Here is an 11,656-nt window from a genome sequence, read left to right as displayed (position 1 = left end):
GCCTGCGCGCTGTCCACTGCTGGGCGCCGGAGCGCCTCGTTTAGCAAATTATATGCCCGAGGCGCGCGGTTTTGCCTAGTCTCTTAAAGCCGGAACTCCTGGCCGAGGTAGACTTCCTTGACCAGCTCGTTGGCGAGGATGCTCTGGGCATCGCCTTCGGCGATCAGCTGGCCCGCGTTGACGATATAGGCCGTCTCGCAGATATCCAGGGTCTCGCGTACGTTGTGGTCGGTGATCAGCACACCGATGCCGCGGTTCTTGAGGTGGTGGATGATCTGCTTGATGTCGCCGACCGAGATCGGGTCGACGCCGGCAAAGGGTTCGTCGAGCAGGATGAACTTCGGATCGCTGGCCAGGGCGCGGGCGATTTCCACCCGTCGCCGTTCGCCGCCGGACAAGCTCATGCCGAGGTTGTCGCGGATGTGGCTGATATGGAACTCCTGCAGCAGGCCTTCCAGGGCCTCGCGGCGCGCACCGCGGTCGAGATCCTTGCGGGTCTCGAGGATTGCCATGATGTTGTCGGCTACCGTCAGCTTGCGGAAGATCGAAGCTTCCTGCGGCAGGTAGCCGATGCCGGCGCGGGCGCGGCCGTGCATCGGCAGGTGGGTGACGTCCTGCTCGTCGATCAGCACCCGTCCCTGGTCGGCGCGGACCAGGCCGACGATCATGTAGAAACAGGTGGTCTTGCCGGCGCCGTTGGGGCCGAGCAGGCCGACGATCTGGCCGCTGTCGATCGACAGGCTGACGTCGCGCACGACTTCGCGACCCTTGTAGCTCTTGGCCAGGTGCTGGGCAATCAGGGTGCTCATTGCGCGCCTTGCTCCGCCTGACCCTTCTTGCTGCGCGGCTGGATCATCATGTCGATACGCGGCCGCGGCGTGCTCACGTTGCTGCCCGTGGCGCGCCCGGCGTTGACGATCTGCCGCTGGGTGTCATAGACGATCTTCTCGCCCTCGAAGGTGTTGCCTTCCTGGACCACCTTGGCCTGGTCGATCAGCACGATGCGCTCGTTGACGGCGAAGTACTGGATGGTCAGGCCGTAGGCCTTGACCACCGGCTTGTCCTCGGCGGGTTTCTGCTCGTAGTAGGCTGGCTTGCCGACCGAGGTGAATACCTCGATATCGCCATTCTTGTCTTGGGTGATGGTCACGGTGTCGCCGGTGATCTTCAGCGTGCCCTGGGTGATGACCACGCCGCCGCGATACACGGCCACGCCCTTGGCATCGTCCAGTTCGGCGCTGTCGGCCTGCACGCGGATCGGTTGCTCGCGGTCGGTGGGCAGGGCCCAGGCCGGGATGGCGGCCAGCAGGGTGCTCAGACCAAACAGAAGGGGAAGGGGGTTAACGAACCTCATGCTGTCCTCGTACGTTGGACTGCAGGAGCATCCTGCCGTCGTTGAGATAGGCCTGCATACCGACAGCCGTGGTGACGCCATTGGCAGCCTCGATGCGCACGGGCTGGCTGGTCTCGGCATAATCCCGCTCCGGGAATACGGTCAGCCGGCTGCTGGTCAGGATGGTCGGGCGGCCCTTGGCGTCGGTGCGTGCCACACGCACGTCGTCGATCAGTTCGACCTGGGTGCCGCCGGGGGACACCTCGCCGCGTGCGCTCTGCACATGCCAAGGATAGTCGCTGCCGCGATGCAGCAGCAGGTCCGGGTGGGTGACCAGGGTGACGTCGCTGCGCTGGATGTGCTCGAGGTGCTCGGCGGTCATTCGGTAACGCAGCTTGCCATCGGCCTGGAACTGCACGCTGCGGGCGTTTTCGACGTAGAAGTCGATGGCGCTGTCGGCTCCCGAGGTTGCCGGAGACTGCATGAAGCCCTCCGGGCGGATGCCCCAGTAGCCGATGGCTACCAGCGTGGTGGCCGTGATGGCGAACAGCAAATAGGTGCGCAGCGTGCGATTCATGGATATCCCGTTACAGGTAGGCGGCCTGGGCCGCCTCCAGCGTGCCCTGGGCGCGCATGATCAGCTCGCAGAACTCGCGGGCGGCGCCCTCGCCGCCGCGGGCCTGGGTCACGCCGGCGGCATGCTGGCGGACGAAGGTGTCGGCGCTGGCTACTGCCATGCCTAGGCCGACCCGGCGGATCACCGGCAGGTCCGGCAGATCGTCGCCCAGATAGGCGACCTGTGCATATGAGAGTCCCAGTTCGGCCAGCAGTTCATCGAGCACCACCAACTTGTCCTCGCGGCCCTGGTAGAGGTGCTGGATGCCGAGGTTCTGCGCCCGGCGCTCCACCACCGGGGTCTTGCGCCCACTGATGATCGCGGTGCGCACGCCGGAGTTGATCAGCATCTTGATGCCGTGGCCGTCGAGGGTGTTGAAAGTCTTGAATTCGCCGCCTTCAGGCAGGAAATACAGCTTGCCGTCGGTCAGCACGCCGTCGACGTCGAAGATTGCCAGACGGATCAGGCGGGCACGTTGCTGCAGGTCGCTATTCATTCACATTACCCCGGCACGCAGCAGGTCGTGCATGTTCAGCGCGCCGATGGCGCGGTTGTCAGCACCGATCACCACCAGTGCGCTGATCTTGTGGTCCTCCATGATCTTCAGGGCTTCGGCCGCGAGCATGTCGGGGCGGGCGGTCTTGCCGCCGACGGTCATCAGCTCGTCGATGCGCGCCTCGCGCACGTCGACGCCGCGGTCGAGGGCGCGGCGCAGGTCGCCGTCGGTGAAGATGCCGGCCAGGTGGCCATTGGCGTCGGTGACCACGGTCATGCCCAGACCCTTGCGGGTCATTTCCAGCAGAGCCTCGCGCAGCGGGGTGCCATGCTGCACCTGCGGCAGGTCGGCGCCGCCATGCATGATGTTCTCCACCTTGAGCAGCAGGCGTCGCCCCAGCGCTCCGCCCGGGTGGGAGAAGGCGAAGTCTTCCGCCGTGAAGCCGCGGGCCTCCAGCAGGGCAATGGCCAGGGCATCGCCGAGCACCAGCGAGACGGTGGTGGAGGAGGTCGGTGCAAGGTTCAGCGGGCAGGCTTCCTGCCTGACGCTGGCATCCAGATTGACTGCGGCGGCCTGGGCCAGCGGCGAGTCGGGATTGCCGGTCATGCTGATCAGGGTGATGCCCATGCGCTTGATCAGTGGCAGCAGGGTGACGATCTCGGCGGTGCTGCCGGAGTTGGACAGCGCCAGCACCACGTCGTCGCGGGTGATCATGCCCATGTCGCCGTGGCTGGCCTCGGCCGGATGGACGAAAAACGCCGTGGTGCCGGTGCTGGCCAGGGTGGCGGCGATCTTGCGGCCGATGTGGCCGGACTTGCCCATGCCGACCACTACCACGCGGCCCTTGCAGGCCAGCAGCAGCTCGCAGGCGCGGATGAAGTCGCCGTTGATCCGGACCAGCAGATCGTTCACGGCCTCGATCTCCAGGCGGATGGTGTGCTGGGCCGATTGGATAAAGGAGGGCGACTGGGGCATGGAGGCAGGCATGGTCGGCTGAGTGGGCGGCCATTATAGCGACAAAGTGCCGATCACTCATCATCTGCGCTGGGCAGGGCGGCTGGCGCTTGGGTGCGTTCGGGCGGCGGTGCTATAGTGCGCGGCAATTCGGCTTATGCCCGGCGAGTGTCTCCAGCGTGGCGCGAGACGTCCATCCCGCAGGCCGACACGCAAGGAGTATCGATGAGTAGCGACAATGCGTTTGCCGTCGAACTGAAAGGTGTAACCTTCAAGCGCGGCGCGCGCACCATCTTCGACAATGTAGATCTGGTTTTCCCCCGCGGCAAGGTGACCGGCATCATGGGGCCTTCCGGTTGCGGCAAGACCACCCTGCTGCGCCTGATCGGCGCGCAATTGCGTCCGTCCAGCGGGGCGGTGGTGGTCAACGGCCAGAACCTCCCGTCCCTGTCGCGCAGCGAGCTGTTCGACATGCGCAAGCAGATGGGCGTGCTGTTCCAGAGTGGCGCCCTGTTCACCGACCTCAACGTGTTCGAGAACGTCGCCTTCCCGCTGCGGGTGCATACCCAGCTGCCGGAGGAGATGGTCCGCGACATCGTGCTGATGAAGCTGCAGGCGGTCGGCCTGCGTGGCGCCTTCGAGCTGATGCCCGACGAGCTGTCCGGCGGCATGAAGCGCCGCGTGGCCCTGGCGCGCGCCATCGCCCTCGATCCGCAGATTCTCATGTACGACGAGCCGTTCGTTGGCCAGGACCCCATCGCCATGGGCGTGCTGGTGCGGCTGATCCGCCTGCTCAACGATGCGCTCGGCCTGACCAGCATCGTGGTCTCCCACGACCTGGCGGAAACCGCCAGCATCGCCGACTACCTGTACGTGGTCGGCGACGGCCAGGTGCTGGGGCAGGGCACGCCGGATGAGTTGATGGCCTCCGACAATCCGCGCATCCGCCAGTTCATGAAGGGCATCGCCGACGGTCCGGTGCCTTTCCACTATCCTGCGGCCGACTATCGCCGCGACCTGCTGGGAGACGCCTGATGCGCAAGACTCCGCCACTCGAGCGGGTGCGCCTGCTGGGGCGTTCCGGTCTCGATGTGCTCGAGGCCCTCGGTCGCTCGACCCTGTTCCTCGTGCATGCCCTGTTCGGACGCAACGGCGCCGGCAGCTTCCTGCAGTTGCTGCTCAAGCAGCTGTATGCGGTCGGCGTGCTGTCGCTGGCGATCATCATCGTTTCCGGCATCTTCATCGGCATGGTGCTGGCCCTGCAGGGCTACAACATCCTGGTCGACTTCGCCTCCGAGGAGGCGGTCGGGCAGATGGTGGCGCTGACCCTGCTGCGCGAGCTGGGGCCGGTGGTGACCGCGCTGCTGTTCGCCGGCCGCGCCGGTTCGGCGCTGGCCGCCGAGATCGGCAACATGAAGTCCACCGAGCAGTTGTCCAGCCTGGAGATGATCGGCGTCGACCCGCTGAAGTACATCATCGCGCCACGCCTGTGGGCCGGCTTCATTTCCATGCCGCTGCTCTCGGCGATCTTCACCGTGGTCGGTATCTGGGGCGGGGCGATGGTCGCCGTCGACTGGCTCGGCGTTTACGAGGGCTCCTACTGGGGCAACATGCAGCGCAGCGTGGAGTTTCAGGGCGATGTGCTCAACGGCGTGATCAAAAGCATGGTGTTCGCCGTGGTGGTGACCTGGATCGCGGTGTTCCAGGGTTACGACTGCGAACCGACCTCCGAGGGTATCAGTCGTGCCACTACCCGCACCGTGGTGTATGCCTCGCTGGCCGTGCTCGGTCTTGACTTCATTCTTACCGCTCTGATGTTTGGAGATTTTTGATGCAATCGCGTTCTCTGGAAATCGGTGTTGGCCTGTTCCTGCTGGCCGGACTGCTGGCCCTGCTGCTGCTGGCCCTGCGCGTCAGCGGCCTGACTGTCGGTGCGGCGGAAACCACCTACCGGCTCTATGCCTATTTCGACAACACGGCCGGCATCAGTCCGCGCGCCAAGGTCACCATGGCCGGGGTGACCATCGGCAAGGTGGTGGCGGTGGACCTGGATCGCGACAGCTTCATGGGGCGGGTGACCATGGAGCTCGATCAGCGCGTCGACAATCTACCGCTTGATTCGACCGCGTCGATCCTCACGGCCGGCCTGCTCGGCGAAAAGTACATCGGCATCAGCATCGGTGGCGAAGAGGCGGTGCTGAAGGATGGCGGGGTGATCCGCGATACCCAGTCGGCACTGGTGCTGGAAGACCTGATCGGCAAGTTCCTGCTCAACTCCGTCAACAAAGAACCCGCCTCCGCCAAATAAACACGCAACCTAGGAAACCACCATGTACAAGTTCCTGCGTCGTGGCCTGCTCGTGCTGCTGGCCTGCCTACCCTTCATGGCTCACGCTGCGGCCACTCCGCAGCAAGTGGTGCAAGGCGCCACCGATCAAGTGCTGGGCGAACTGAACAGCAAGCGCGAGCAGTTCAAACAGGATCCCGAGGCCTTCTACCTGGCGCTCAACAGCATCCTCACTCCGGTGATCGATTTCGATGGTTTCGCTCGCGGCGTGATGACCGTGCGCTACAGCCGCCAGGCCTCGGCGGAGCAGATGCAGACCTTCCAGGAAAGCTTCAAGCGCAGTCTGGTGAAGTTCTACGGCAGCGCCCTGCTCGAGTACGACAACCAGGAGATCCGCATGCTGCCGGCCCCGGCCGCCCGCGAGCCGGGGCGGGCTTCGGTGAACATGGAAGTGGTCGGCCGTACCGGCGCCATCTACCCGCTGACCTACACCCTGGAGCAGAAGGACGGCGGCTGGAAGGTGCGTAACGTGATCATCAACGGCATCAATGTCGGCAAGCTGTTCCGCGACCAGTTCGCCGAGTCGATGCGCAGCAACGGCAACGATCTGGACAAGGTGATTGCCACCTGGGGTGACGCCGTGGCGCGTGCCCAGGAAACCGCCAATGCCCAGCAGGGCGGCAGCCAGCAATGAGTCGAGGCACGCTGCGCGAGGTGCAGTCGGGCGGACTGGCGCTGCAAGGGGTGATCGACATGCATGTCGGCGCCGAATTGCGCGCCGCCGGCCGCCGTCTGCTGGCCGGCAGCCGCACGCAGGACGTGTGGATCGACTGTGCAGCCATCACCCAGAGCAGCAGTGTCGGCCTGTCGCTGCTGCTGTGCCTGCTGCGGGATGCACAGGCGACCGGCAAGCGCCTGCAGATCCGCAACCTGCCGGAGGACATGCACCAGATCGCCGAGGTTTACGGGCTGCTGGAGCTGTTGCCTCTCGCCGACTGAGGCAGCTGCCGGGCGCCGTGGCGCGCGCGGGGTTCGCAGGTCGGGGGCTTTTTTGTATGATGACCGGCCAAATCATGCTGGTTCCCCATTGAGGTTGAGTTATGCAGGCGGAAGACGTCAAACAGCATCTGGAAGCGCAGCTGCCCGGCACCCGCGTGGAGGTCGAGGGGCAGGGTTGCGACTTCCAGCTGAACCTGATCAGCGACGAGCTGGCTGCCCTCAGCCCGGTCAAGCGTCAGCAGCAGGTATACGCTCATCTCAACGAGTGGATCGCCAATGGCAGCATCCACGCCGTGACCATGAAATTCTTCACCAGCACCGCCTGGGCCGAGCGCGCCTGAGCGCCGGCGACCGAGACTCCCAATGGACAAATTGATCATTACCGGCGGCGCCCCGCTCGACGGGGAAATCCGTATTTCCGGTGCGAAGAACTCGGCGCTGCCGATCCTCGCTGCCACCCTGCTGGCTTCCGAGCCGGTCACCGTGCGCAACCTGCCGCACCTGCACGACATCACCACCATGATCGAGCTGTTCGGTCGCATGGGCGTAGAGCCGGTGATCAACGAGAAGCTTGACGTTGAGGTTGATGCCACCACCATCAAGACCCTGGTGGCGCCCTACGAGCTGGTCAGGACCATGCGTGCCTCGATCCTGGTGCTCGGCCCGATGGTCGCCCGCTTCGGTCAGGCCGAAGTGGCGCTGCCCGGCGGCTGTGCCATCGGCACCCGTCCGGTCGACCTGCACATCCGCGGCCTCGAGGCTATGGGCGCGATCATCGATGTCGATGGCGGCTACATCAAGGCCCGCGCTCCGGAAGGCGGCCTGCGTGGCGCGCACTTCTGCTTCGATACCGTCAGCGTGACCGGCACCGAGAACATCCTGATGGCGGCCACCCTGGCCAACGGCCGCAGCGTGCTCGAGAACGCCGCGCGCGAGCCGGAAGTGGTCGACCTGGCCAACATGCTGATCGCCATGGGCGCGCAGATCCAGGGCGCCGGCACCTCGACCATCACCGTCGACGGCGTCAAGCGCCTGGGTGGCGCCAGCTACGCGGTGATGCCCGACCGCATCGAGACCGGCACCTACCTGGTGGCGGCCGCCGCCAGCCGCGGCCGGGTCAAGCTCAAGGACACCGATCCGACCATTCTCGAGGCCGTGCTGCTCAAGCTGCAGGAAGCGGGCGCCGAGATCACCACCGGCCGCGACTGGATCGAGCTGGACATGAAGGGCAAGCGGCCGAAGGCGGTCAACGTGCGCACCGCCCCCTATCCGGCGTTCCCCACCGACATGCAGGCGCAGTTCATCGCCATGAATGCGGTGGCCGAAGGCACCGGCACGGTGATCGAGACCATCTTCGAGAACCGCTTCATGCACGTGCTGGAGATGCAGCGCATGGGCGCGCAGATCCAGATCGAGGGCAACACCGCCATCGTCAGCGGCGTGCCGCGCCTCAAGGCCGCCCCGGTGATGGCCACCGACCTGCGTGCGTCGGCCAGCCTGGTGATTGCGGCGCTGGTCGCCGATGGCGACACGCTCATCGACCGCATCTACCACATCGATCGTGGCTACGAGTGCATCGAGGAAAAGCTGCAGCTCCTCGGCGCCAAGATTCGCCGCGTGCCGGGCTAGGAACCAGTCATGCTGACCATCGCGCTGTCCAAGGGCCGCATTCTCGACGATACCCTGCCGCTGCTGGCTGAAGCCGGCATCGTGCCGACCGAGAATCCGGACAAGAGCCGCAAGCTGATCATTCCGACCACCCAGGCCGATGTGCGCCTGCTGATCGTGCGCGCCACCGACGTGCCGACCTACGTCGAGCACGGCGCGGCCGATCTCGGCGTGGCCGGCAAGGATGTGCTGCTGGAGTACGGCGGCCAGGGGCTCTACGAGCCGCTGGATCTGCAGATCGCCCAGTGCAAGCTGATGACCGCCGGCAAGGTCGGCGCAGCGGAACCCACGGGTCGTCTGCGGGTGGCCACCAAGTTCGTCAACGTGGCCAAGCGCTACTATGCCGAGCAGGGCCGTCAGGTGGACATCATCAAGCTGTACGGCTCCATGGAGCTGGCGCCGCTGGTGGGCCTGGCCGACAAGATCATCGACGTGGTCGACACCGGCAACACCCTGCGCGCCAACGGTCTGGAGCCGCAGGAGCTGATCTGCCACGTCAGCTCGCGGCTGGTCGTCAACAAGGCCTCGATGAAGATGCAGCACGCGCGCATCCAGGCGCTGATCGATACCCTGCGCCAGGCCGTGGAGTCACGCCGGCACTGAGTGTCCTCTGCGGCGCCACGGATGGCGCCCGCATCGGTCAGCGCTCGCCGGCAGATGCCGAATATCCCGTATTGTCCTGCGACCACCGGTCGCGATCGCCTATCCGTGTCATAGCCACAATTGCCGGGTGCCCGCACGGAAGGCCTGCTAGTCTAGCGGCGCCCGATCCCGCTTACGCCAGAGAGGCTTTGCCATGACCGCACCAATCGCCATCCGCCGACTCGACGCCGCCGATCCGCAGTTTGCCAGCCATCTGGATCATCTGCTGAGCTGGGAAAGCGTGTCCGACGATGCGGTCAACCAGCGCGTGCTGGATATCATCAAGGGCGTGCGCGAGCGCGGCGATGCCGCGCTGGTCGAGTTCACCCGGCGCTTCGATGGCGTCGAGGCGACCTCGATGGCCGAGCTGATCCTGCCGCGCGAGCGTCTGGAACTGGCCCTGACCCGCATCAGTGTCGAGCAGCGCGAGGCGCTGGAAAAGGCCGCCGAGCGCGTGCGCCTGTACCACGAGCGGCAGAAGCAGGACTCCTGGACCTACACCGAGGCTGACGGCACCGTGCTCGGTCAGCAAGTCACCCCGCTGGATCGCGCCGGCCTGTATGTGCCGGGCGGCAAGGCCGCCTATCCGTCGTCGGTGCTGATGAACGCCATCCCGGCCAAGGTCGCCGGTGTCGCCGAGGTGGTCATGGTGGTGCCGACGCCGCGCGGCGAACTCAACGAGCTGGTGCTGGCCGCCGCCTGCGTGGCCGGTGTCGACCGCGTATTCACTATTGGCGGCGCCCAGGCCGTGGCCGCGCTGGCCTACGGTACCGAAAGCGTGCCACAGGTGGACAAGGTGGTCGGTCCGGGCAACATCTATGTGGCCACCGCCAAGCGCCACGTATTCGGCCAGGTCGGCATCGACATGATCGCCGGCCCCTCGGAGATCCTGGTGGTCTGCGACGGCCAGACCGATCCGGACTGGATCGCCATGGACCTGTTTTCCCAGGCCGAGCACGACGAGGACGCCCAGTCGATCCTGGTCAGTCCGGACGCCGCCTTCCTCGACCGGGTCGCCGAGAGCATCGCCCGTCTGCTGCCGACCATGGAGCGCGCCGAGATCATCCGCACCTCGCTGGAGGCCCGCGGTGCGCTGATCCAGGTCGCCGACATGGCGCAGGCCATCGCCGTGGCCAACCGTATTGCCCCGGAGCACCTGGAGCTGTCGGTGGCAGATCCGCAGCAGTGGCTGTCGCAGATCCGCCATGCCGGCGCGATCTTCATGGGCAGGTATACCGCGGAAGCACTGGGCGACTACTGCGCCGGGCCGAACCACGTGCTGCCGACCTCCGGCACCGCGCGCTTCTCCTCGCCGCTGGGGGTCTACGACTTCCAGAAGCGCTCGTCGATCATCTTCTGTTCGGCCGCCGGCGCCTCCGAGCTGGGCAAGACCGCCTCGGTACTGGCGCGCGGCGAGTCGCTGACCGCCCATGCGCGCAGCGCCGAGTTCCGCATCAAGTAAGCCGTAGGGTGCGCGGGGCCGCATAGGCCATGCGCACCCTCAACGATTCGGTGCGCACGGCGCACCCTACGCATTCGAGGAGAGAAGGGCGTGAGCAAATTCTGGAGCCCCTTCGTCAAGGACCTGGTGCCCTACGTGCCGGGTGAGCAGCCCAAGCTGGCCCGACTGGTCAAGCTCAACACCAACGAGAACCCCTACGGCCCGTCGCCCAAGGTGCTCGAGGCAATCCGCGCCGAGCTGGACGACAGCCTGCGCCTGTATCCAGACCCCAACGGCGAGCGCCTGAAGCAGGCCATCGCCGACTACTATGGTGTGCAGGCCGGCCAGGTGTTTCTCGGCAACGGCTCCGACGAGGTGCTGGCCCACGTGTTCCACGGCCTGTTCCAGCACGGCCGGCCGCTGCTGTTCCCCGACATCAGCTACAGCTTCTACCCGGTGTACTGTGGCCTGTACGGCATCCCGTTCGAGACCGTGGCGCTGGACGCGCAGTTCCGCATCAATGTGGCGGACTACGACCGGCCCAACGGCGGCATCATCTTCCCCAACCCGAATGCGCCGACCGGCTGCCTGCTGCCGCTGGCGGCGATCCGCCGGCTGCTGGAGGCCAACACCGAGTCGGTGGTGGTGGTGGATGAAGCCTACGTCGACTTCGGCGGCGAGAGCGCGATCAGCCTGGTCGACCAGTATCCGAACCTGCTGGTGACCCAGACCCTGTCCAAGTCGCGTTCCCTGGCCGGTCTGCGCGTCGGCCTGGCGGTCGGCAACGCCGAGTTGATCGAGGCGCTGGAGCGGATCAAGAACAGCTTCAACTCCTATCCGCTGGATCGTCTGGCGCTGGTCGGCGCGGTAGCGGCATTCGAGGATCAGGACTACTTCGAGCAGACCTGCCAGGCGGTGATCGCCAGCCGCGAGCAGCTGGTCAGCGAGCTGCAGGATCTGGGCTTCGAGGTGCTGCCGTCGGCGGCCAACTTCATCTTCGCCCGCCATCCACGGCATGACGCGGCGCAGCTGGCAGCCGCCCTGCGTGAGCAGGGGGTGATCGTGCGCCACTTCAAGCAGGAGCGGATCAATCAGTTCCTGCGCATCACCATCGGTACCGCCGAACAGAACATGGCTCTGCAGGAGGCGCTGACCGGCCTGGTACAGTGAGGTCGTGACATCGCAGAACAAAAACGGCGCCCCGCGGGGCGCCGTTTTTG

Annotated in this window: 15 protein-coding genes; 10 read left to right on the top strand and 5 right to left on the bottom strand. The window is 65.8% G+C overall.

Going from position 1 to position 11,656, the window contains the following annotated elements; all coding sequences use genetic code 11:
• Positions 1-83: 83 nt before the first annotated feature.
• Genes lptB through KRX52_RS16835 form a run of 5 tightly spaced genes read right to left on the bottom strand, consistent with a single transcriptional unit; the run spans position 84 to position 3,420 of the window.
• Positions 84-809, bottom strand: coding sequence for an LPS export ABC transporter ATP-binding protein (gene lptB, locus KRX52_RS16855; RefSeq protein WP_217682890.1), 726 nt, complete (start codon positions 807-809; stop codon positions 84-86).
• Positions 806-1,354: a lipopolysaccharide transport periplasmic protein LptA gene (lptA, locus tag KRX52_RS16850; protein ID WP_217682889.1), complete on the bottom strand. Its 549-nt coding sequence runs from the start codon at positions 1,352-1,354 to the stop codon at positions 806-808. The genes lptB and lptA overlap by 4 nt, the downstream gene beginning before the upstream one ends.
• Positions 1,341-1,910 (bottom strand): LPS export ABC transporter periplasmic protein LptC, encoded by a 570-nt coding sequence (gene lptC, locus KRX52_RS16845; RefSeq protein ID WP_217682888.1) that lies wholly within the window; start codon positions 1,908-1,910, stop codon positions 1,341-1,343. The genes lptA and lptC overlap by 14 nt, the downstream gene beginning before the upstream one ends.
• Positions 1,911-1,920: 10 nt before the next feature.
• Positions 1,921-2,445, bottom strand: coding sequence for a KdsC family phosphatase (locus KRX52_RS16840; protein WP_217682887.1), 525 nt, complete (start codon positions 2,443-2,445; stop codon positions 1,921-1,923).
• Positions 2,446-3,420, bottom strand: a complete 975-nt coding sequence (locus tag KRX52_RS16835; RefSeq protein WP_437439710.1) for a KpsF/GutQ family sugar-phosphate isomerase — start codon at positions 3,418-3,420, stop codon at positions 2,446-2,448.
• Between the two features lie 204 nt (positions 3,421-3,624).
• On the opposite strand from KRX52_RS16835, the gene KRX52_RS16830 reads away from it, so the two are divergent.
• From KRX52_RS16830 to hisC, 10 genes are all read left to right on the top strand, one after another.
• Positions 3,625-4,434: an ATP-binding cassette domain-containing protein gene (locus tag KRX52_RS16830; protein ID WP_217682885.1), complete on the top strand. Its 810-nt coding sequence runs from the start codon at positions 3,625-3,627 to the stop codon at positions 4,432-4,434.
• Positions 4,434-5,231 carry a lipid asymmetry maintenance ABC transporter permease subunit MlaE gene (mlaE, locus tag KRX52_RS16825; RefSeq protein ID WP_217682884.1) on the top strand — a complete coding sequence of 266 codons (798 nt, stop codon included), beginning with the start codon at positions 4,434-4,436 and terminating at the stop codon, positions 5,229-5,231. The genes KRX52_RS16830 and mlaE overlap by 1 nt, the downstream gene beginning before the upstream one ends.
• Positions 5,231-5,707, top strand: coding sequence for an outer membrane lipid asymmetry maintenance protein MlaD (mlaD, locus tag KRX52_RS16820; protein WP_217682883.1), 477 nt, complete (start codon positions 5,231-5,233; stop codon positions 5,705-5,707). The genes mlaE and mlaD overlap by 1 nt, the downstream gene beginning before the upstream one ends.
• A 22-nt stretch (positions 5,708-5,729) precedes the next feature.
• On the top strand, positions 5,730-6,380 hold the full coding sequence (locus KRX52_RS16815; protein ID WP_217682882.1) for an MlaC/ttg2D family ABC transporter substrate-binding protein: 651 nt from the start codon (positions 5,730-5,732) through the stop codon (positions 6,378-6,380).
• On the top strand, positions 6,377-6,685 hold the full coding sequence (locus KRX52_RS16810; RefSeq protein WP_217682881.1) for an STAS domain-containing protein: 309 nt from the start codon (positions 6,377-6,379) through the stop codon (positions 6,683-6,685). The genes KRX52_RS16815 and KRX52_RS16810 overlap by 4 nt, the downstream gene beginning before the upstream one ends.
• 101 nt (positions 6,686-6,786) lie before the next feature.
• Positions 6,787-7,026 carry a BolA family protein gene (locus tag KRX52_RS16805; protein ID WP_217682880.1) on the top strand — a complete coding sequence of 80 codons (240 nt, stop codon included), beginning with the start codon at positions 6,787-6,789 and terminating at the stop codon, positions 7,024-7,026.
• A 22-nt stretch (positions 7,027-7,048) separates the two neighbouring features.
• Positions 7,049-8,314, top strand: a complete 1,266-nt coding sequence (murA, locus tag KRX52_RS16800; RefSeq protein WP_217682879.1) for a UDP-N-acetylglucosamine 1-carboxyvinyltransferase — start codon at positions 7,049-7,051, stop codon at positions 8,312-8,314.
• Positions 8,315-8,323: 9 nt separating this feature from the next.
• Positions 8,324-8,956: an ATP phosphoribosyltransferase gene (hisG, locus tag KRX52_RS16795; protein ID WP_217682878.1), complete on the top strand. Its 633-nt coding sequence runs from the start codon at positions 8,324-8,326 to the stop codon at positions 8,954-8,956.
• Positions 8,957-9,149: 193 nt separating this feature from the next.
• Entirely contained in the window at positions 9,150-10,457 is a 1,308-nt protein-coding gene (gene hisD / locus KRX52_RS16790; protein WP_217682877.1) for a histidinol dehydrogenase, read from the top strand.
• A gap of 90 nt (positions 10,458-10,547) precedes the next feature.
• A complete protein-coding gene (hisC, locus tag KRX52_RS16785) occupies positions 10,548-11,606 on the top strand; it encodes a histidinol-phosphate transaminase (protein WP_217682876.1) in 1,059 nt (352 codons plus the stop codon).
• Positions 11,607-11,656: the final 50 nt, after the last annotated feature.

This window comes from Geopseudomonas aromaticivorans (assembly GCF_019097855.1).
Lineage (GTDB): Bacteria > Pseudomonadota > Gammaproteobacteria > Pseudomonadales > Pseudomonadaceae > Geopseudomonas > Geopseudomonas aromaticivorans.
Note: the sequence above shows the minus strand (reverse complement) of the source record. Positions and strands in the feature narration are given on the sequence as shown.

Excerpts from the sequence above, each read along its gene's own strand:
- lptB (WP_217682890.1), bottom strand. The coding sequence starts at position 809 with ATGAGCACCCTGATTGCCCAGCACCTGGCCAAGAGCTACAAGGGTCGC.
- lptA (WP_217682889.1), bottom strand. The coding sequence starts at position 1,354 with ATGAGGTTCGTTAACCCCCTTCCCCTTCTGTTTGGTCTGAGCACCCTG.
- lptC (WP_217682888.1), bottom strand. The coding sequence starts at position 1,910 with ATGAATCGCACGCTGCGCACCTATTTGCTGTTCGCCATCACGGCCACC.
- KRX52_RS16840 (WP_217682887.1), bottom strand. The coding sequence starts at position 2,445 with ATGAATAGCGACCTGCAGCAACGTGCCCGCCTGATCCGTCTGGCAATC.
- KRX52_RS16835 (WP_437439710.1), bottom strand. The coding sequence starts at position 3,420 with ATGCCCCAGTCGCCCTCCTTTATCCAATCGGCCCAGCACACCATCCGC.
- KRX52_RS16830 (WP_217682885.1), top strand. The coding sequence starts at position 3,625 with ATGAGTAGCGACAATGCGTTTGCCGTCGAACTGAAAGGTGTAACCTTC.
- mlaE (WP_217682884.1), top strand. The coding sequence starts at position 4,434 with ATGCGCAAGACTCCGCCACTCGAGCGGGTGCGCCTGCTGGGGCGTTCC.
- mlaD (WP_217682883.1), top strand. The coding sequence starts at position 5,231 with ATGCAATCGCGTTCTCTGGAAATCGGTGTTGGCCTGTTCCTGCTGGCC.
- KRX52_RS16815 (WP_217682882.1), top strand. The coding sequence starts at position 5,730 with ATGTACAAGTTCCTGCGTCGTGGCCTGCTCGTGCTGCTGGCCTGCCTA.
- KRX52_RS16810 (WP_217682881.1), top strand. The coding sequence starts at position 6,377 with ATGAGTCGAGGCACGCTGCGCGAGGTGCAGTCGGGCGGACTGGCGCTG.
- KRX52_RS16805 (WP_217682880.1), top strand. The coding sequence starts at position 6,787 with ATGCAGGCGGAAGACGTCAAACAGCATCTGGAAGCGCAGCTGCCCGGC.
- murA (WP_217682879.1), top strand. The coding sequence starts at position 7,049 with ATGGACAAATTGATCATTACCGGCGGCGCCCCGCTCGACGGGGAAATC.
- hisG (WP_217682878.1), top strand. The coding sequence starts at position 8,324 with ATGCTGACCATCGCGCTGTCCAAGGGCCGCATTCTCGACGATACCCTG.
- hisD (WP_217682877.1), top strand. The coding sequence starts at position 9,150 with ATGACCGCACCAATCGCCATCCGCCGACTCGACGCCGCCGATCCGCAG.